The 18761-nt window shown below is 66.0% G+C and carries 20 protein-coding genes; 10 read left to right on the top strand and 10 right to left on the bottom strand.

What is annotated here, in order from left to right; all coding sequences use genetic code 11:
- The first annotated feature begins 539 nt into the window (after positions 1–539).
- Positions 540–2117, top strand: a complete 1578-nt coding sequence (locus AC20117_RS20685; protein ID WP_074701896.1) for a multicopper oxidase domain-containing protein — start codon at positions 540–542, stop codon at positions 2115–2117.
- 621 nt (positions 2118–2738) lie between these two features.
- A complete protein-coding gene (locus AC20117_RS20690; protein WP_074701894.1) occupies positions 2739–2921 on the top strand; it encodes a hypothetical protein in 183 nt (60 codons plus the stop codon).
- A 76-nt stretch (positions 2922–2997) separates the two neighbouring features.
- On the opposite strand, the gene AC20117_RS20695 is transcribed toward AC20117_RS20690, so the two are convergent.
- The 3 genes from AC20117_RS20695 to AC20117_RS20705 form a co-directional block, all read right to left on the bottom strand.
- Positions 2998–3402, bottom strand: a complete 405-nt coding sequence (locus tag AC20117_RS20695; RefSeq protein ID WP_074701893.1) for a hypothetical protein — start codon at positions 3400–3402, stop codon at positions 2998–3000.
- Between the two features lie 580 nt (positions 3403–3982).
- Positions 3983–4615, bottom strand: coding sequence for a DUF305 domain-containing protein (locus AC20117_RS20700; RefSeq protein WP_074701892.1), 633 nt, complete (start codon positions 4613–4615; stop codon positions 3983–3985).
- 2 nt (positions 4616–4617) lie between these two features.
- Positions 4618–5265, bottom strand: a complete 648-nt coding sequence (locus tag AC20117_RS20705; RefSeq protein WP_074701891.1) for a thioredoxin-like domain-containing protein — start codon at positions 5263–5265, stop codon at positions 4618–4620.
- A gap of 267 nt (positions 5266–5532) precedes the next feature.
- Here AC20117_RS20705 and AC20117_RS20710 point away from each other — a divergent pair, with 267 nt between their 5' ends.
- Positions 5533–6783: an Nramp family divalent metal transporter gene (locus tag AC20117_RS20710; RefSeq protein ID WP_074701889.1), complete on the top strand. Its 1251-nt coding sequence runs from the start codon at positions 5533–5535 to the stop codon at positions 6781–6783.
- A 243-nt stretch (positions 6784–7026) separates the two neighbouring features.
- Here AC20117_RS20710 and AC20117_RS20715 read toward each other — a convergent pair whose 3' ends face one another.
- The 7 genes from AC20117_RS20715 to AC20117_RS20745 all read right to left on the bottom strand — a co-directional run bounded on the left by AC20117_RS20715 (position 7027) and on the right by AC20117_RS20745 (position 12294).
- Positions 7027–7590: a DUF3093 domain-containing protein gene (locus tag AC20117_RS20715; RefSeq protein ID WP_170064963.1), complete on the bottom strand. Its 564-nt coding sequence runs from the start codon at positions 7588–7590 to the stop codon at positions 7027–7029.
- Between the two features lie 123 nt (positions 7591–7713).
- Entirely contained in the window at positions 7714–8025 is a 312-nt protein-coding gene (locus AC20117_RS20720) for a hypothetical protein (protein ID WP_179951890.1), read from the bottom strand.
- Between the two features lie 75 nt (positions 8026–8100).
- On the bottom strand, positions 8101–8727 hold the full coding sequence (locus tag AC20117_RS20725; RefSeq protein WP_236777387.1) for a thioredoxin-like domain-containing protein: 627 nt from the start codon (positions 8725–8727) through the stop codon (positions 8101–8103).
- 187 nt (positions 8728–8914) lie between these two features.
- Positions 8915–9358 (bottom strand): hypothetical protein, encoded by a 444-nt coding sequence (locus AC20117_RS20730; protein ID WP_074703357.1) that lies wholly within the window; start codon positions 9356–9358, stop codon positions 8915–8917.
- An 84-nt stretch (positions 9359–9442) separates the two neighbouring features.
- Entirely contained in the window at positions 9443–9883 is a 441-nt protein-coding gene (lspA, locus tag AC20117_RS20735; protein ID WP_236777388.1) for a signal peptidase II, read from the bottom strand.
- 69 nt (positions 9884–9952) lie between these two features.
- Positions 9953–11905 carry a heavy metal translocating P-type ATPase gene (locus AC20117_RS20740; RefSeq protein ID WP_074701886.1) on the bottom strand — a complete coding sequence of 651 codons (1953 nt, stop codon included), beginning with the start codon at positions 11903–11905 and terminating at the stop codon, positions 9953–9955.
- A complete protein-coding gene (locus AC20117_RS20745; protein ID WP_074701885.1) occupies positions 11902–12294 on the bottom strand; it encodes an ArsR/SmtB family transcription factor in 393 nt (130 codons plus the stop codon). The genes AC20117_RS20740 and AC20117_RS20745 overlap by 4 nt, the downstream gene beginning before the upstream one ends.
- A gap of 84 nt (positions 12295–12378) precedes the next feature.
- Here AC20117_RS20745 and AC20117_RS20750 point away from each other — a divergent pair, with 84 nt between their 5' ends.
- The 7 genes from AC20117_RS20750 to AC20117_RS20780 are packed head-to-tail and all read left to right on the top strand — an operon-like array spanning position 12379 to position 18710.
- Positions 12379–12738: an ArsR/SmtB family transcription factor gene (locus AC20117_RS20750; protein WP_074703356.1), complete on the top strand. Its 360-nt coding sequence runs from the start codon at positions 12379–12381 to the stop codon at positions 12736–12738.
- Positions 12735–13652: a cation diffusion facilitator family transporter gene (locus AC20117_RS20755; protein ID WP_074701883.1), complete on the top strand. Its 918-nt coding sequence runs from the start codon at positions 12735–12737 to the stop codon at positions 13650–13652. Before AC20117_RS20750 ends, AC20117_RS20755 begins: the two co-directional genes overlap by 4 nt.
- Positions 13653–13700: 48 nt before the next feature.
- Complete coding sequence (locus AC20117_RS20760; protein WP_101632660.1) at positions 13701–14357, top strand: DsbA family protein; 657 nt, start codon at positions 13701–13703, stop codon at positions 14355–14357.
- Positions 14358–14390: 33 nt separating this feature from the next.
- Positions 14391–15383, top strand: coding sequence for a cytochrome c oxidase assembly protein (locus AC20117_RS20765; RefSeq protein ID WP_170064982.1), 993 nt, complete (start codon positions 14391–14393; stop codon positions 15381–15383).
- Positions 15380–17284 (top strand): bifunctional copper resistance protein CopD/cytochrome c oxidase assembly protein, encoded by a 1905-nt coding sequence (locus tag AC20117_RS20770; RefSeq protein WP_101632662.1) that lies wholly within the window; start codon positions 15380–15382, stop codon positions 17282–17284. Before AC20117_RS20765 ends, AC20117_RS20770 begins: the two co-directional genes overlap by 4 nt.
- Positions 17285–17289: 5 nt before the next feature.
- Positions 17290–18033, top strand: a complete 744-nt coding sequence (locus AC20117_RS20775) for a hypothetical protein (RefSeq protein WP_101632663.1) — start codon at positions 17290–17292, stop codon at positions 18031–18033.
- A gap of 44 nt (positions 18034–18077) precedes the next feature.
- Positions 18078–18710 carry a copper resistance CopC family protein gene (locus tag AC20117_RS20780; RefSeq protein WP_101632664.1) on the top strand — a complete coding sequence of 211 codons (633 nt, stop codon included), beginning with the start codon at positions 18078–18080 and terminating at the stop codon, positions 18708–18710.
- The last annotated feature ends 51 nt before the right edge of the window (positions 18711–18761 follow it).

Consider the following 18761-nt stretch of genomic DNA (forward strand, 5'->3'; position numbering starts at 1 on the left):
TGAGCCCTGCCGTTACAGCCAGCCGTAGAGCCTCACCCCACCTTGACCAGCTGATCCGCGTGACGGGAAACCAGGAGAACACGGACCACGGGGAGTCCATGTTGCTCGGCTAGCCGCCCCAGTCAGGGCAGTCCTGGTCATCGTCAGGCCGACCTGCACACTCTGCTCACGGCCTCCGGCAGGAATACCGACGGAGATACTCTCCTGCCCTATTCGGTTGGCACAGTATACCTCTGAGAGGGCGCGATGATAATGCTCTGAAGGAGCAACGGCCTCAAGCAACAATGGCCCGAAAGCAGGTTCATTTTTGCTCCGCTTCCAAACTTTTCTACAAGGTCGCCGCTGCAAGCTGTCACAATCACCATCCATACGTAATTGGGGTACGGAAATGATGACAGTAGTTGGGGAACGTACTGTCGGGTCTGAGACCGAAGGAACCGGGGTTCCAAACGGCCTGACGCGCACGATATTTGGAGGACTAGTAAGGGCCTGCCTAGCACCCGTAACGCTATGCGAGCCCGGTTGGTTGGAGCACGGCCATGAATGAGTTCGAAAACAACGTTCAGCACAACGACGACGCCGGGACCCGCCTCGGCGAGGACGCGCCGGTGAGCCGCTGGAGCTTTGTGAAGTACGGGGCTGCCGCGGGGCTCGGCGCGCTGGCACTGGCCGGTGCGCAGCCGGCCCATGCGCGGACCTCGACGCCGACCGAAGAGGCTGAGGCACCCGAGCCCACCGATCTAGCGCCAGGTGCCGCGACCGGCGTGGCTACCGAAGAGGCTGAGGACCTGGAGCCGGCTGACAAGGCGACCGATGAGGCTGAGGATCTGGAGCCCACCGACGAGACGACTGATGAAGCGGAGGACACGGAGCTGCTGGAATCGGACCGGGAAGTGCTGGACGTCTACATCAACGAGGGCTACCTCAAGATGGTGGATGACTCGCTGGTCTACTTCCGAGGGTTCGGCGACCGCCCCACCGAGAAGAACGACGCCAATCCCAGCCTTACCATCAAGCCCAAGGTCTTCCTGAAGGACGACACCTGGGTGGACAGCCGGATCTACCCGGTTGGGGCGCCGGAACCGCCACGCGGAACGCCGACGCCGCTGGCGCCGGATCCGCATAATCCCGGCCAATATTACGTCCGCAGGGCCCACTGGGGCAGCTTCATGCCCGAGCGGGTGATCGTTGCCGAAACAGGCAGCACGATCACGCTGCGCGTGCACAACCGGCTGGCCAAGGACCACGAGCTGGCCATCCACAAGGCAGGCGACGACGGCGAAAATGTCAGCACGGGCAAGATCGCTCCTGGCAAGGTCGGCACGCTGGAACTGAAAGCGCCGGACCCCGGGGTCTACATTTACAGCGATCCAGGCAACCAGCCGGTGGAACGGACCCTGGGCCTGTACGGAGCGCTGGTTGTCATGGACCCGTCGGACGCCTGGTGCATCTCGCCTGACGCCGCCGAATTCGAACGCCAGTGGGTCTGGCTCTGCCACGCCATCGATCCGGTATGGGCCAACATCGAGGCCAAGGGCGGCACCGTGGACCCGGTCCGGCAGAAGGCCGTGCCGCGCTACTTCACGCTTAACGGCCGCAGCGGCTACGAGTCCATGGGCATGACCCGCAACGAGGCGTTGAACCGGGCCTCCGATGAGGAGACCACCATCTCGGGATACCCACGGCAGTTCGACGCCCGGGAGTTCGCCGAAGGCTCGACCATCGGCTCACTGCGCGGCGGGCAACTGGTCCGCATCGTCAACTGCGGGATTGTCTTCCACCAGATGCACTTCCACGGCAACCACCTGTGGACCGTGCGCTCAAACAACGAGGACTGGGGCCGCACCGAGGGCTTCGTGGATGAACGAGGATACGTCTGCATCCAGCAGTGGGAAGACGTCATCAAGGTGAGGGGGATGGAAACCAAAGACTCCATCGTCCCGATCAAGCGGCCGCCGGACGCTGTCGACCAGGTCTGGCTTACCCGGAAGGAAGACTGGGCCTACCCCATGCACTGCCACTCCGAATCCTCCCAGACCGCCGCCGGTGGCATGTACCCGGGCGGCCTCACCGCCCACTGGATCATCAAAGCACCCGTCACAAGCGCATCACCATGATGAAAACGCAGCTCCGAGCGGACGGCTTAGATTCTAGAAGCGGAAGGCCGCCAAGACTCGTGACCGAAGCAGTGATCCGCGAGGAGGAGCAGGCGGGCTAGCCGTACGCCGCCGCGGGTCGCTCCCCTGCCCGGTAAAGCTGGAGGAGGAGCGGCGCACTGCACCAATCGGTCTCGCCCGAAGGCAAAGTTTCTCATTGCCGAAGCCGGGAAGCCTATGTAACTGCTGCCGTCCTGTGATGAGCGGCGGTTACCGGTGGCGCAATGGGCCGGTTACCCTGTTTGGCTTGGGACTACCTGAGCAGTGCCGTCTACTACTCACTTTTCTACGGAACACCTATGCACGATCCGTTAATGTGGAAGGCCACGCCGGTTTGGTCCGTGCGTCGGCTAATCAGTGCGGCGTGTACCGCCGCGGTGTCTCGACGCTGGGACAGGAACGCCTTGTCGCAAGGACGAAGACGGCTGACCTACCTTCGCGTTCAGAGGCATGTTCGACACGAGACAACTATGCGGCGGGAACACCATCACCAAGCACATCTATCAAGCCAAAGACGTTTTTTGCCCGCCGGGGGAGCTCCCCTGGCCCCTGGCTGCCACGTGCCGGGGGTAGATTGGTTACATGGAGTATCTGTGGGTCTTGGCGCCCTCTGCCGGCGTGGGGTTAATCTTCTACTTCGCCATGAAGGCAGTCTTCAACGCCGACCGTAAGGAGCGCGAAGCGCTGGCGGCTGCGGAGCGCGAATCAGACCTCCGCAGCCGCGCGAACCGGAATGACGAAGCCGGACCGGGTTCCCAGGTCTGAGACAAAGCGCCCTGATGCCGGCTAACTTCGGAAGACTCTCACGGGCTGCCGGAAAAGTCAGCCGTTTAAACGGTCTCTATGCTTGGACGTCCGAGACAAACACGGCAAGTTCACCGGCTTTCAGGGTTCCGAGTGCGAGGGCCAGCAATGCCGGGATCAGCAGGTTCGCCGGCCTGAAGACATGCCCCCGCCTCCAGCGCCAAAGTCCTACCAGCGAAATAACTACGCCATAGGCAAGGGCGGCGGCGATCGTAAAGCCCCATCCCTCACCCCAGAAGTACGGCAGGCTGACTACTCCGGCGATCAACAGCTCCCCGATACCCGCTAGGCGCTGGACCGCCGGTTTAGGGTTCTCCGCATAGGGGAACCACGGGAACCGGAAGATGTTGGCGAAAGCGCTGCCCAGCAGATACGCGACGAAGGCGATGTGCGCGAACGCCACGATGATCTCGTATACGCCGAGTCCGTCATTGGCCACCATTGTTTACATACTCCCAGTCTCATCAGGCAAGGTTCTTCCGGAAGAACTCCCGGCAGCCCCGGGCGGTTCCGGACGCATAGGTAATGGGAGCAAGGTCACGGACGCAGCCCTCCGTCAGAACCTGGTCGGAGCGTGACCGTCGAGGGCGTACGAGCAGGCCAACCAGTCCCGGCCGCAAGGAGCGCGAAGCGCCGGTTCGATCAACTCTGAACTTCACCTCAGGCTGGAAGCAGTGGCAGGGCACGACCCGGCATCTAACAGGTGCACCCGAGATACCGCCCCTCCTATGCGTGCCCGGCAGTGAGACGTGCATGCAAAGACGTCGGTGCGGGTAAAGGTCGGCAACCAGCCGGTGTGCTGATTGTTGACGATTTCCGGCCCCGTCGGGGGCATATCCAGTACCGATGAAAGAATGGACCACCACAGGCTGGTCAGGCCCTTGGCCATATGGATGACGCCCCGGCCCGGAAGCCTCCGCCAGGCTGAAGTCACTCCGGCATATAGAACTGTTTGCTGCTGAACGCCAGATCGGTCGCCAGTGCCCACCGGAAGACTCGGAGCACCAGGTCACGCAAGGCACCTATTGGCGGGCAGCGAGGAGCTGCTGCATATAGCCCATTTCTGATTGTTGTGAAGTGACGATCGAGTTTGCCAGGGACGTCACTACCCGGTTTTCGGTTCGCGCCAGGATCGCTTCTGCCATAGTGACTCCTGCTTTGTGGTGGTCGATCATCAGTTCGAGATAGAGACGTTCAGCCTCGGTCCCGCTGGCGGCCTTGAGCTCTTTAAGCTCTTCAGGCGTGGCCATTCCGGGCATCGCCGTGTCCGTGCCTGCGCCGCCTTCTGCCGCTGTATCGCCGTGCGTGGTGTGGCCGGCACCGTTCATCCACGCCATGGCGGGCTGGGTTGCCGCCTGGGGCAGACCCCAGAGTGAGAGCCAGCCGTACATCTGCCCGGCCTGCTGCTGCTGGGAACGGGCAATGTCGTAGGCCAGCTGGTCTATGGCCGGATCCTCGGTGTGGTCCCTGACGATCATGCTCATGTCCACGGCCTGCAGGTGGTGGACCTGCATGTCGCGCGCAAAGCCGGCCTCCGCGCTTCCCTCACCGGGGACGGCGGGCCGGGAAGTCAGACTCCCCAACGCCCAGCCCGCCACAACGGCCAACGTCAGGGCTGCGATGGCGGCAACAACCCGCAAAGAATAGCTCTTCACCCTCAGGCTGTCCGGCCCGGTGCGTCAATGCCGCCGGTGCAGGCAGCGCCGGGTTCGGGCGCGTCCGGGGACTGCCAGTACTTGGAAACAAAGAGGCCGATCCGTTCGTCCTGCGGGGAATCAAGGCCGACCTGGGCTCCCCATGCCGACATCATGATCGGGGACTCTGTTCCTTCCAGCGGCGAGAGAACCGAGTAGGTGTCCGGGATCGCTTCATCCAGACTCTGGATGTCCGCCTCCGAGACCTTGGTCGGGTCGTAGGTCATCCAGACAGCGCCGTGTTCGAGCGCATGAACCGCGTTCTCGCCGGGCACGGGCTCGCTGTAGGTGCCGCAGTTGAGCCAGCGGGATGCATGGTCACCGCCGACAGGCGGCGACTGTTCGTAAGCAACCGCCGCATCGACATGGTCGGCGCTGAGATCGTCGAACGTCTGCAGGCCCGCCACTTCAATGTCCTCCGGTGACGGCGGGGGCGGGTCGTTGATGAGTGCCACCGTGACGAGCGTTCCGACGACCGCCACGGCCGCAAGGCTGCCCACGCCGGCCAGGATCCTGCGTTTGCGGGCCTGCCGGGCCTGCGCTGCCTTGACCTCTCCCAGGCGGGCAGCCCTGTCCTGCCGTGCCTGTTTGGATGCTTTCCCGCTCGTCACGTAGCTGCCCCTTGCTTGTTCTTGTCATGGGCGGCCGGAAGGCCGCGGCTGAACATCCAGCACTGTTGTTTCTAACGTCCTTACCTGAGCAGATTCTACAGGCCGGCTTGAAGGTGTCTGAGAATCAGCGAGACACTCTTGTGCCGGGGAGGCGGAGAAGAGATGAGTGCAGAAATGTTGTAGATATGCCTAGTAATAACTTTTCGGCAAGCCTAAACTTTGTTCACGACCGTGCTTTTCTCCCCCTCCCGGCAGTTGAGGTTTCCGATGCCCGTTTCTCCCGTCCTGACCGGACCGCGCAGCAGGCCGCGCGTCCTTTCCAGGCTCCTGCTGCTTGGCCCGGCCTTTGTGGCGGCCATCGCCTATGTTGATCCGGGCAACGTCGCGGCGAACCTCACCGCCGGTGCGCAGTATGGCTTCCTGCTGGTGTGGGTGCTGGTTATGGCGAACGCGATGGCGGTTCTGGTCCAGTACCAGTCGGCGAAACTCGGGTTGGCTACCGGGATGAGTCTTCCGGAAATCCTGGGCAAACGGCTGCCTGCCGGCCGCCGCCGGGCATACTGGCTGCAGGCCGAAGCCGTGGCCGGGGCAACGGACATGGCCGAAGTCATCGGTGGCGCCGTCGCGTTGAACCTGTTGTTCGGCCTGCCGTTGCTGGCCGGTGGGGTGATTGTGGGGGCTGCCTCCATGCTCCTGCTCGCGGTCCAGTCGATGCGGGGCCAGCGTTCGTTCGAGAACATCATTATTGTCCTGCTGGCGGTCATCGCCGGCGGGTTCATGACCGGTTTGTTCGTCAATCCGCCTGATCCGGGCGAGGCGCTCAGCGGGCTGATCCCCGGCTTCGACGGCACGGCCACCGTGCTGCTGGCGGCCAGCATGCTCGGCGCTACCGTGATGCCCCATGCGATTTACCTCCACTCGGCGCTGGCCCGGGACCGGCATGGCTACGCCGCGGACCCGGAACAACGTCAGCGGCTGATCCGGGCGACGCGCTGGGATGTCGTTGGCGCGCTGCTGGTTGCCGGCGCGGTGAATATTGCCATGCTGCTGCTGGCAGCTTCCAGCCTGCGCGGAACGGAAGGCACCGACACTATTGCCGGCGCGCATGCCGCGATTACCGACGCGCTGGGCCCGGTCGTCGGAGTGGTCTTCGGGATCGGGCTGCTGGCCTCGGGCCTGGCATCAACATCGGTGGGCTGTTATGCCGGTGCAACTATCATGGGCGGCCTGCTGCATGTACGCATTCCGTTGCTGCTGCGCAGATTCATTACCCTGATTCCCGCTCTGATCATCCTGGGGGCAGGGATCGAGCCCACATGGGCGCTGGTGCTGAGCCAGGTGCTGCTGAGTTTTGGCATACCCTTCGCGCTGATCCCGTTGATCCGCCTGACCGGGAACCGCGAGATCATGGGAATCCACGTCGATTCCATCCCGCTCCGCGTGGCCGGCATCGTCAGCGCCGTCCTGATCGTCGGATTGAACTGCGTACTGATCGTGCTCACGGTCTCCGGACAGTAGCCGCTGCGCGCTACCGTTCCTCGCGTCAAGATCCCGTCCGGGATATGGAGCGGCAGCAAGTCCTCCAGCCCTTCATCACGAGGAGAGCCACGAAGCCGCATCCGACTTTCAGCTGCGGCGACGTTTTACTCAGGATTCAACGTTGGTGCAGGTCCTTGTCCACGCATCTGCACTGCTTCCGCCTTCCCGCGGCCGGTTCATGGCCGGGATAAGCAGGCCAGGCCTTCATGCCTGTTCTTCCTGCTAGGCCGGAGGATCCGATGGCCGGAGGGAAGAAACCAGCTGCCCGGGCCGCCGGGTGGACACCAGCCAGTACGGCGTGCGGTCGACTTCGTCCGTGATGCCGATTTTGACCACCGGATCGATCCAGCCGCGGAAGCACATATAGGCGGTCCCGTTGAGTTTCCGCCCACGTTGTGCCGTGGCTTCCTCTGCCTTGTACGCTTCTACGTCCCCGATGAAGCGGCGTTCGATTTCGGCCCGTCCGACCCTCAGGGTCAGGTCCGTCACCGTTATGCGGGGAGTGGAAACTGCCAGCAGGACCGTGAGGAGAACGGCGGTGCAGGCGCTTGCGATGTAGCCCACGGCGAGGTTGATCGGGGCCAGGACCACAATCACCGCGGCTGCCAGGCCTGCGGCGATGAGCCATACTCCCGGGGAAGGCCACAACCGTTCGTCATACAGCACGTGGGCAGGGGCTGGACCGGCCGTACTGTTCCGTTCGCGGGGTACGGGTTCGGCGGTGCCGGATATGCCGGCGTCCGCTGGCACGGGTTTTCGGAGTGTTCCTGTGGTTTTCTTTGTCATCGTGACGGGTTCCTTGCGTTGGAGGGATGTTGCAGGCCGGGACCGCTGACCGGGGTGTGGACGCGGTTTCGGGAAGCGGCGTCCGGTGCCGCGGTCCCGCACCGGCCGGGCGTGCCGGAAGCATCAGTTCGGGCTGGAGGCCGTGGTGTGCGGGAGAGCCTGCGTGTTGCGCACGTGGGCGGGTTCGGGTTCCTGCGCCGCTGCATTGTGCCGGGGTACGGCCGGGGTGTGCTGTTCGGTGATCATTTCCCGGTAGCGGACCCGGCGGATGCGTTTGGCCATGGAGCGCATCAGCAGCACGATGGCCAGCACCATGAAGAAGGTTGCGAAGAATCCGAGCGCTCCGGGGGTGACCTGGTCGGGGTCGAGGCCGGGGCGGAGCTTGGTTTCCTGGTCCGGGAACGGGTTGGTGACGCCAAGGATGAGGTGTTTCATAGGGGTTTCTCCTGCGATGGAAGTGGTACGCCGTGGGTCTGTGGCATGACACGGCGGGTACAGGTGGGGTCTGTTTCAGCCGGTGGCTGCACCGGTGCAGGTAGCGCCGGGTTCGGGTGCCTGGGGGTTTTGGGAGTATTTGATGATGAAGGGTTCGATGCGTTCGTCCTCGGCGTCCTGGACTTCGAGCCGCACGTTCCATGCCGTGGCGGTGACCGGCTCGGACTGGCCTGGTGTGGGGCTGAGCAGGACCGAGGGGTAGCTGGCGGCGATGTCCTCGAGCTGCCGGAGTTCCTTCTCCGGGAGGTTTGGATGGTAGGTCAGCAGGACAGCGCCGTGTTCGAGCGCGTGCAGGGCAAGGCTCTCTTCCACGGGTGCGGCGTAGGTGGTGCAAGCGGTTTCGGCACGGGCATGGTAGTTTCCGGCGGCCTCCTGCTTGTCCCCTGTCGTGGCCCCGGCTTGCGGCGACGGGACGGTGTAGGGCTGGATTCCTTCAATAGGACGTTGTGCGGCGCCTTCGATTGCTGCCTGGCGCTGGGCCTGTCCTGCCACGGCCGTGATGATGACGGCTGCGGCTGCGGCGGTTGTCAGGGCACCGGTGCCGTAGGCGAACATTCTCCGTCGGCGGACAGCACGGTTGCGGGTGCGGGTTTGCGCAAGTTCCAAAGCACGGTCGAGGTCATGGTTTTCTGATGGGTACACGCTGGTCCTGGTAGATCATTTGCCGTTACGGCGTGCCGGCAGCAGGGCTGGTGGCATCGTCCGGTGGTGCGGCCATGGCCGGTGCCGCGTCTGGGCAGGATGCTCGAAGCAACTATCCCGGGCGCGGTTTCCGGCGTGATGCGGACACGGATTTCGGGCGGACATGGTGGAAGCCACCGGGCGCGTGTCAGGTCCGGCTGATGGAAAGCCGGTGCAGTGAAGGGGGTTCCGCGGCGAACGGCAGGCCCGGGTTTGGTCCCGGGGCGGAGTACGGGCCGTATCCTGGAACAGGTGTCCCGGTGCCGGCCGGCACGGGGAACAGTGTTGTGGCGGGATTCGCGATGAGGCACTGCTCGCCGGCACCGGATTCGGCCGGACAGACGCCCGGGTGCGCGTCGGCAGGGGGAACAACGCGCTGGTCTTCTTCCGCGGTTGCGTGCTGGGAAGGGCCGGATGAGATCATGCCGGCCTGGTTTGCGGGGTGGAGCTCGGCGGCGGATGCCGTAGCGGGCCCGTTCCACAGGTGCAGTCCCAGAAGCGAAACGACCAGCACGATCAGCAGGACGGCAGCACGCCATCCGGACGGAACGGCAAGGAATGCCGATCCGGGGAACGCGCTTGTTTGCCTCATGCTGCCTCCCATCGTTTCAGTGCCCCTAACAGGATAAGCCGGATGCCGCCGCCTGCCTGACACTCCGGCTGCCGGTGGGTTTCCTCAGGTATCGGTCCCGGTCCTGGGCTGCAGGAAGGCGCCCAGGACGAACGCCGCCACCCCTGCCGTGACGAAGATGTCGGCGAGGTTGAAGGTGGGAAACCAGCCGGTGTGCAGGTAGTCAACGACACCGCGCCCGTCGAGCCGGTCGATGAAGTTGCCCAGGGCGCCGCCCAGCAGCAGTCCCGCGCCGGCCCGGGACATCCGGGCCATGGTGGGTGCCGACGAGAGGGCGTACCAAGCCAGGCCCGCAATGATCAGGCCGGTGGCTGCGATGATCACCCAGTCAGGCAGATCCGCGCCGAAGCTGAACGCAACCCCTGGGTTGTACAGCAGCCGGAAATTGATTACCCCCAGATCGATCAGTTTCCCGCCGGAGAGCAGTGCCTCGGCCGCTGCCTTGACGGCCAGGTCTGCGCCGGCCAGCACCGCCGCCCAGACCAAGAGTTCTACCCGGACCCGGCGGCCGGCGTACCGGACCGGTTTTCCCGGCCCGGGGCGTGGATTCGGCGCTCATGCTGCCGGTTCCAGCGCGCGAGTCTTCGCCGGAGCGAGGACGGTTTTGCGGCTGATCCGGCCGGCCCGGACGCCGTTGGCGATGACGACGATTTCCGCCAGTTCGTGCACCAACACGACGGCGGCCAGTCCGAGCACCCCGAACAGGGCCAACGGGATCAACACGGCGATCAGCAGCAGGGACATGCCGACGTTCTGCAGCATGATGCCCCGGGTCCGGCGTGCGTGGTCGAGTACCTGGGGCAGGTGGTTCAGGTCTTCGCCCATCAGCGCAATGTCGGCGGTCTCGATGGCCACGTCGGTGCCCATGACGCCCATCGCGATGCCGGTATCGGCGGTGGCCAGGGCGGGGGCGTCGTTGACGCCGTCGCCGACCATCGCAGTGGGCATGCGTGATTTGAGCATGCGGATGATCTCTGCCTTGTCCTCGGGGCGGAGGTCGGCGTGGACTTCGCTGATGCCGGCGGCCTTGGCCAGGGCGGTGGCGGTGATGGTGTTGTCGCCGGTGAGCATGGCCGTGGTGTACCCGGCCTTGGTGAGCCGGGCAATGACTTCGCGGGCTTCGGGACGCAGTTCATCGCGGACCGCGACGGCGCCGATGACCCGGCCCTCTTCCTCGATCAGGACGGCGGTGGCACCATCGTGCTGCATCCGCTCCACGTCGGCAGCCAGAATCCCCGGATCGATCCAGCCCGGACGGCCAAGGCGGAGGCGTTTGCCGTCGAACCTGCCTTCGAGGCCGGCGCCGGGAACGCTGTCCACGTCAGTGACGGCGGTCCGCTCGCCGGTTGCGGCGAGGATCGCGCGGGCCAGAGGGTGTTCGCTGCGGGCCTCGAGCCCGGCGGCGAGGGCGAGGACGTGCTCCCTGGTGACGCCGTCGACCGAGGCGACGTCGACGACGGCTGGCCGGTTGCGGGTGAGGGTGCCGGTCTTATCCAGGGCGATGGTGCGGATTTTCCCGAGGGTTTCCAGTGCGCCGCCTCCCTTGATCAGGACACCGATGCGGCTCGCGGCCCCGACGGAGGCCACGACCGTGACGGGTACGGAGATCGCCAGGGCGCAGGGCGAGGCGGCGACGAGGACAACGAGGGCGCGTTCGAACCAGAGCAGCGGTTCGCCGACCAGGAAGCCGAACGCGGTGATCAGGGCGGCGGCGACCAGGATGCCGGGGACGAGCTTGCCGGCGATGGCGTCTGCCAGGCGCTGGCCGGGGCCCTTGCGGGATTGCTCGGCTTCAACGATATGCACGATCCGGGCCAGCGAGTTGTTCTCCGCCGTGCTGGTGACTTCGACTTCGAGCGGTCCCGTACCGTTGATGGACCCGGCATAGACTTCGGTTCCCAAACCGGCTTCGACCGGCACGGATTCCCCGGTCAGCGCGGACATATCCAGGGAGCTGCGGCCGCGGGTGATCAGCCCGTCGGTGGCCAGGCGTTCGCCGGGACGGACGATCATCAGGTCTCCGGGCACGAGCTCGGCGGGGGCAAGCGTGGTCTCGTAACCGTCCCGCAGCACGGTGGCTTCGGCCGGGACCAGGTCGAGCAGGGCGCGCAACCCGCGGCGGGTTTTCGCCAGCGAGTATTCCTCAAGTCCCTCGGAAATCGCGTAGAGGAAGGCCAGCATGGCAGCTTCCTCTACCTGCCCGAGGGCGACTGCGCCGGCCGCGGCGAGGGTCATCAGGGTGCCGACCCCGATTTTGCCCTTCGCCAGGCGCTTCAGCGTGGAGGGAACGAAGGTCCAGGCGGCGAGCAGCAGCGCCACGATTTCCAGGGACAAGGCAACCCATGGCTGGCCGTCCGCCAGGGAGATGATCCACGCGGCCAGCAGCAGGACACCTGCGGCCGCCGCGGCGCGGACTTCGGTCACGTGCCCGAACTTCACGGGCTCGGGATCCGCTGCCGCTGCCCCGGACCGTGGTTCCTCGTCATGGTTGCAGCAGGCGTCGCTCATCGCGCATTCTCCTTCGCAACGCGTGCACCGGCGGCGCGGGTTGCGTCGATGCCGTAGTTCGGGCACAGGCTGACCGCGTTGCCGGTGGCGGCCAGGAGGACCTCGGCCTGGGCGAGCATGTCCATCAGTTCCGGACGGGTCAGCGAGTAGTACACGCTGCGCCCCTGGGCGCGTCCGTCCACCAGCCCGCAGTCGCGCAGGCACGCAACATGTGCCGACACCGTGGACTGGGCCAGGCCGAGTTCACCGGTGAGATCGCCCACACGCGCTTCGCCCCGGGCCAGCCGCTTCACAATCGCGAGCCGAGTCGGATCGCTGAGAGAATGGAACAGGGCCGCCGCCGGATCCAGGCCAGAAGCGGCATCACCGCAGGAATCATTGATCGTCATACAACGATGATAAAAAAACCGTCGATCATTTGCGCCGTTCCGCCAGGAATGACTGAATTCAGAAAATTCTGTATGGTTTGGGCCATGAGGATTCTCTCCACCACTGATGTGCTGGCGCGGTTCGGCAAGGCCCTGGCCGATCCGACCCGTGCCGCCGTGCTGCTGGAACTGCGCAACGGACCGGCGTTCCCCTCGGACCTTGCCGATCAGATCGGTGTCAGCCGGCAGACCCTGTCCAACCATCTGGCGTGCCTGCGCGACTGCGGGCTGGTGGTTGCCGAACCGGCCGGCCGCCGGATGAGTTACGAACTCTCCGACCCGAAGCTGGCCCACGCGCTTGGGGACCTGTTGAGCACCATCCTCACGGTCGAGCCCGTCTGCAGCTGCGAGAACCCCGGCTGCGACGCCGCTGACCCAGCCCATTCCGTGGAGGCCGGGACGTGAGCGGGCACGACCACGACCACGGCGCACTGGCCAGAGGCCGGCGCAGCAAACTTGCGGTGGTCTTCGCCCTCACGGCAACGGTCATGGTCGCCGAGATCATCGGCGCCCTGGTCTCGGGAAGCCTTGCCCTGCTGGCCGACGCCGGGCACATGTTCACCGACTCCGCAGGCCTGTTGATCGCCCTGCTGGCGGCGACGCTGGCACTCAAACCCGCTACCGGGAAGCGGACCTGGGGATACAAGCGGGTCGAAATCATCGCGGCAGCCGGCCAGGCTGCCTTGCTGCTGGCCGTGGGCGGGTTCATCCTCTACGAGGGTATCCGGCGGCTGATCGATCCTCCCGAAGTCGAATCGGGGGCGATGCTCTGGTTCGGCATTATCGGCCTGGCCGGCAACCTCATCGGCCTGATCATCCTGGCCGCGGACCGGCGCAGCAATCTGAATATGAAGGCCGCGTTCCTGGAAGTCCTCAACGACGCCCTCGTCTCCGCCGCCGTCATCATCTCCGCGATCATCATCGCCGCCACAGGCTGGACCCGCGCGGACGCCATCGTCTCCCTGCTGATCGGTGCCCTGATCATCCCCCGGACCCTGGTCCTGCTCCGGGACACGATCGACGTGCTGATGGAATCCGCGCCCCGGGGACTTGACCTTGACCAGGTCCGCCGGAGCCTCCTCGCCCTGCCCCACGTCATCGACGTCCATGACCTGCACGCCTCCCGCGTCGACTCCGACACCCCCGTGCTCAGCGCCCACGTCACCGTCCGCGACTCCTGCCTCACCGCGGAGCACATGGCCATTGTGCTGGCCGATCTGCAGACCTGCGTCGCGGATGATTTCGCGGTCTCCATCGAACACTCCACCTTCCAGATTGAACCGGCCTCCCACCGCGGGTCAGAGACCATCAGCCACTAACGGCCCACCCGATAGAACAGGAAACACGTGAGCACGAGCACTACCGGCATGGACAAAACGAAGAAAGCGAAAATCTTTCTCTGGATTCTTCTGGGCCTGATCGTCGTCGGCGGCATCGTCGGATTCACCCTCATGAAGAACTCCCTCACCGCTGCCGAACCCACCGACGGCGGCCAGGTCGTACGCGAAAACAGCCGGGTCCTCTCCCAGGCCCCGGACGAGAAGGCGCAGTTCGTCGAATTTCTGGACTTCGAATGCGAATCCTGCCTCGCGGCCTACCCCTTCGTGGAAGAACTGCGCGCCGAGTACGGCGACACGGTCACCTTCATCAACAGGTATTTCCCGCTGCCCGGGCACAAGAACTCCATGAACGCCGCCCTGTCCGTGGAAGCCGCCGCGCAGCAGGGCCAGTACGAGGCGATGTACCGCAAGATGTTCGACACCCAGAAACAGTGGGGTGAATCCGCCGACGATCAGAGCGCACTGTTCCGCACCTACGCCGAGGACCTGGGCCTGGACATGGCCGCTTACGACGCCGCGGTCGCCGACCCGGCCACCAAGGAGCGGATCGAAGCCGACAAGGCCGACGGGCAGGCCTTGGGCGTGTCGGGCACACCCACCTTCTACCTGGACGGAAAACTGCTCGAGCCCAAGTCCCTCGAAGAATTCCGGTCCCTCGTCGAGGCCGCAGCCAACGGCTCCTGACCTGTGACGTTCTGGCAAGCACCGTTCCCCGGGTTGGATGATCCGGGTGTTACCGGCCCCGTGTGGGTGCCGGCCCTGCCGCCGACGCTGGAAACCCTGTTGGCGCCGACTCTGCAGCCGGTCCCGCTCATCCCGGTCCTGGCGGCGCTGATGGCGCTGGCCTACCTGGCCGGGGCGGCCCGGCTCTGGGCGGCGAACCGGCGCTGGCCCGTGTGGCGGGCCCTGGTATTCCTGGCCGGCTGCGCCCTGATCGCGGTGACCATGGGCGCGGGCATCGAAGGCTACGGGCTGCGGATGTTCTCGGTCTTTATGTTCCAGCAGCTGACCCTGATGATGGCGGCCCCGCCGCTGCTGATCCTGGGCCGCCCGGGCACCCTGCTGCTGCGGGCGGCCCCGCACTGGGGCCTGGGAAAACTGGTGCTCCGGCTGGCCCACGCCGGGCTCCGTTCCCGGCTGTCCCGGATCGCGATCCATCCCGGATTCATGATCCCGCTGTTCCTGATCGCCTTCTACGGCGTCTATCTGAGCGAACTGGCCGACACGCTGCTGCCGAACTGGTACGGACATGTCGGTTTGGAACTGCTGTTCCTGGCCTCGGGCATCCTGTTCACCGTTCCGCTGATGTCCACGGACCCGCTGCCGGTCCGGCAGACCCATTTCGGCCGGCTCATCGACATCTTTTCGGAAATGCCGCTGCACGCCTTCTTCGGCGTGATCCTCATGATGGCCACGACCCCCGTCGTCGCCTTCTTCGCCAACCCGCCGGACACCTGGGGCCTGGACCCGGTGGCCGACCAGGGACTCGCCGGGGCACTGGCCTGGTCCTACGGCGAACTGCCGTCCCTGCTGATCCTGCTCTTCATCATGGTCCGCTGGCAGCGCGAGGAGTTCCGGCAGTCCAAACGTGCCGACGCAGACGCCGAGATCAACGGCACCCCCGAACTTGACGCCTACAACGACTACCTTGCCCGGCTGCGACAGCACGAGCAAGCATCTCCGGCACAATCCGATGGCAGGCTCCCATGAAAACCCTTTCCACCCGACACACTGGCACGGCGGGCCCGCGCTGGCTGACCACCGGAGTCATCTCGGCCTCCGCGGCTGCCCTGATAACCGCAGTGGCCGTGACTGGAATCGCCGCGCCCCGGCTCCTGGCCGATCCCGGCGCGATCGTGCGCTGGGGCCTGCCGGCAGCCACGACCCTGCACCACCTGGCCATGGCCGTCACCCTCGGCGCCCTCGCGATCGCCGCCGCCGTCCTCCCTCGGGCAACCGGGAACGGCCGGCCGCACCCGGCGCGGGAACAAGCGATGGCCGTGGCCTCGGCCGCCGCGACCGTGTGGACCCTGGCCGCGGCGTCCGTCCTTATCCTCGCCTATGCCGACACCGTCGGCCTGCCGGTGTCGGGTTCCCTGGAGTTCACCGAGCAGCTGGCCTTTTACATGACCAACCACATCCTCGGCAGAACCTGGCTAAGCATTACGGTCATTTCGGCGATCGTGGCGACGCTTGCCTTCGCTGTTCGCTCCCCCGGTGCCGTCACGGCCACCACCCTGCTGGCCGCGACAGCAGTCGTGCCGCTGTCGCTGATCGGCCATGTCGCCGGAAGCGACGACCATAACGGGGCCGCGAACGCGCTGGCCCTGCATCTGCTCGGCGCCAGCCTCTGGACCGGAGGAGTCATCACCCTCGGACTGATAGCAGGCCGGCTCACGGCCAGCACGGACCTGATGCGCGCAACGCTCCGAAGGTTTTCCGTCCTGGCCATTACCGCGTTCGCCCTCGTCGTTACCTCCGGTGTCATCAACACCGCCTACCGGATCGGCGGCTGGGACGGACTGGTATCCACGTGCGGTTCCCTGGTCGTTTTCAAAACAATGGCAACCCTGGCCTTAGGCTACATAGGCTTCGAACACCGGCGCTGGATCGCCGGGAAAACCGGCACCGTGTCGGCCCGCCGCCTCGTCTGGCAGCTGATCAGCGTGGAAATAGTCGTTCTGGGCGCAGTCATGGCCGTCGCCGCGGTCCTGGGTAAGACCCCTCCCCCGGTGCCGCGGGTCCCGGAACCGCCGGCCACACCGGCCAACATCCTCACCGGCTACGATCTCCCCTCCGAGCTAACCGCAAGCTCATTGCTGACCCAGTGGCGCTGGGACTGGCTGTGGATTGCCGTCGCCGTGATCCTGGCAGTGGCCTACCTCACCGCTGTGCGGCGGCTCCGGACCGCCGGTACGCCCTGGCCAGTCCGTCGCAGCGTGGCGTGGCTGGCAGGACTGGCGCTGCTGGTCTACGTGACCTCCGGCGCCCCGACGGTGTACGGTCCGGTGCTGTTCGGCCTGCATACTGCCGGGCACCTGCTGCTGACCTTCGCCGTCCCGCTGCTGCTGACCTCGGCCCGGCCCTACCTGCTGGCTTCCATTACCGTGCCCCGACGTGAAGACGGGAGCACCGGCTGGCGGGAAGCCTCCGCAGCGTGGGCCGGGTCTGCGCCGGGAAGGCTGCTGACCCGTCCGGTGGCGGCCGCGGTCCTGGTCGCCGCCGGCCTCGGGAGTTTCTACTACAGTCCGTTGTTCCGCTACGCGCTCAGCGACCATGTCGGACATGAGTTGATGAACAGCGTGTTCCTGCTCATCGGGCTGGTCTTTGCCGCCGCAGTCCTCGGCACCTGCCGGCTGCCCTCCAGCCGAACCGGAATTCTGTGCCTGCTCGGCCTCACCGCACTGATGGCAGTCTGGGCCGTTTACGTGGCCACTGCCGGCACCGCCGTTCAGGCAGACTGGTTCGGGTCCTTGGGCAGGACCGGAGCCGCCGGGGTGCTCGCGGACTACCGGTCCGGGGCCGTGGGCATGCTCCTGGCCGGTGCCGTGCCGCTGCTGATTGCCACCGCTGCCGTCGTTTTGCGTTCGCGCCAAACGCGGAGGCTTTGACCGCCATGCCCGCTTTCACGGCCGGCCGGGACCTCCGGAGCGCAGGTGCCCTGCCGCGCACCATCGTGGTGACGGTCGTGGTCATCGCCCTCGCCGCCGGGGCGCACACGGCCGGCGGCGGAGCCCTGCCCGCGGCTGGCATCACCGCCACCCTGGGCGCGCTGCTGTTTCTTCCCGTGCGGTTGCTGGTCTCCCGCCAGCTGCCCACACGCGCCCTGCTGCCCGTCCTGGCCGCCGGCCAGCTGCTCCTGCATGAACTGTTCGGCCTGCTCTCCCCGCACCAGGAATGCGTGCCCGCCGGCGGCCCACCGGCGCACCACAGGTCTGGGCCCGGCACGTGGTGTACCGCCACGGTGGAGGCCGTTCCGGCGGCCCACCTGCATCTGGGAGAAGGGCTCCCTACCCTGCCCATGGCCTTGGCGCATCTGCTTGCCGCGGCGGCGGCCGCCCTGATGATCACGCGCGGCGAAACCGCCCTGCGCTTCGCCGCGGACTGCCTCCTGGCCTTGTTCCGCCTGCCCGCACCCGCGCATCGGATACCGGCGGTCCGCCTCCTCCCAGCAACCGTCGGTTCCGTCCCGGCAACAGGTCCCGCATACCGTCCCGATTCCCCACGCGGGCCACCGCACCGCGCTGCACCGGCCCGTGCGCGCTGGCTGCCTCAGCGGTCTGCCGGAACCGGCGCCGTCTCATGCTCGTCTCCCGCTGCTCCACGGTACTTTATTCACCTTCCGGCCTGCCCTGCCTGAGACGGCGCGGGCAGGACGGCCCCGTTTCTTCAAAGGAAAAAAATATGAACAACCCGATGACCTTCCGCCTGCCGGGCGCTGCGGCGGCGGTCTTTGCCTTCCTCCTGGCGGCAGCGCTTGTCCTGCTGCAGCCGGCATCCGGGGCTTTCGCGCACGACGACTTGCTGGGCAGCAACCCGGCCGACGGCGATACCGTTGAACAGATGCCCGGAGACATTGTCCTGCGCTATTCCGCGAATGTGGTTGGCCTTGGCAGCACCGTCCTGATCCAGGACGCCGAGGGCAACGACTGGACCGACGGCGAAACCCGCATCGTGGACGACGCCATGATCCAGGAAGTCCGCTCCGGGGCGCCGGCGGGCGAGTACACGGTGCTGTGGCGCGCCGTGTCCTCGGATTCGCACCCCATCGAAGGAACCCTGACCTTTACCGTTGCCGGACCGGCGGAGAGCCAGGCAGCACCGGAAAATACACCTGCAGCCTCCCCGTCCGCTGCTCCGGCACCGGCCGCGGCCACCAACTCTGCAGCGCCTTCGACGGACACCCCAGGTGAGAGCCAACCGGCAGGCGCTGGATCGGATGCCGCCGGCGTCCTGATCGGGGCCGCGGTGGTCCTGGTCCTCATCGTTGCCGTGATCGCGTTCGTCGTGCGGAGGAAGGCCAAGGCCGGCAACTAGCGGCCCGCGACCCGGTTCTTCCCGTTGCCGGTACACCCTCTGTGTGCCGGC

This window comes from Arthrobacter crystallopoietes (assembly GCF_002849715.1).
Lineage (GTDB): Bacteria > Actinomycetota > Actinomycetes > Actinomycetales > Micrococcaceae > Crystallibacter > Crystallibacter crystallopoietes.

Bases quoted from the DNA above. Each gene is read 5' to 3' on its own strand.
- AC20117_RS20685 (WP_074701896.1), top strand. From the start codon at position 540: ATGAATGAGTTCGAAAACAACGTTCAGCACAACGACGACGCCGGGACC.
- AC20117_RS20690 (WP_074701894.1), top strand. From the start codon at position 2,739: ATGGAGTATCTGTGGGTCTTGGCGCCCTCTGCCGGCGTGGGGTTAATC.
- AC20117_RS20695 (WP_074701893.1), bottom strand. From the start codon at position 3,402: ATGGTGGCCAATGACGGACTCGGCGTATACGAGATCATCGTGGCGTTC.
- AC20117_RS20710 (WP_074701889.1), top strand. From the start codon at position 5,533: ATGCCCGTTTCTCCCGTCCTGACCGGACCGCGCAGCAGGCCGCGCGTC.
- AC20117_RS20715 (WP_170064963.1), bottom strand. From the start codon at position 7,590: ATGACAAAGAAAACCACAGGAACACTCCGAAAACCCGTGCCAGCGGAC.
- AC20117_RS20720 (WP_179951890.1), bottom strand. From the start codon at position 8,025: ATGAAACACCTCATCCTTGGCGTCACCAACCCGTTCCCGGACCAGGAA.
- AC20117_RS20730 (WP_074703357.1), bottom strand. From the start codon at position 9,358: ATGAGGCAAACAAGCGCGTTCCCCGGATCGGCATTCCTTGCCGTTCCG.
- AC20117_RS20740 (WP_074701886.1), bottom strand. From the start codon at position 11,905: ATGAGCGACGCCTGCTGCAACCATGACGAGGAACCACGGTCCGGGGCA.
- AC20117_RS20745 (WP_074701885.1), bottom strand. From the start codon at position 12,294: ATGACGATCAATGATTCCTGCGGTGATGCCGCTTCTGGCCTGGATCCG.
- AC20117_RS20750 (WP_074703356.1), top strand. From the start codon at position 12,379: ATGAGGATTCTCTCCACCACTGATGTGCTGGCGCGGTTCGGCAAGGCC.
- AC20117_RS20760 (WP_101632660.1), top strand. From the start codon at position 13,701: ATGGACAAAACGAAGAAAGCGAAAATCTTTCTCTGGATTCTTCTGGGC.
- AC20117_RS20770 (WP_101632662.1), top strand. From the start codon at position 15,380: ATGAAAACCCTTTCCACCCGACACACTGGCACGGCGGGCCCGCGCTGG.
- AC20117_RS20775 (WP_101632663.1), top strand. From the start codon at position 17,290: ATGCCCGCTTTCACGGCCGGCCGGGACCTCCGGAGCGCAGGTGCCCTG.
- AC20117_RS20780 (WP_101632664.1), top strand. From the start codon at position 18,078: ATGAACAACCCGATGACCTTCCGCCTGCCGGGCGCTGCGGCGGCGGTC.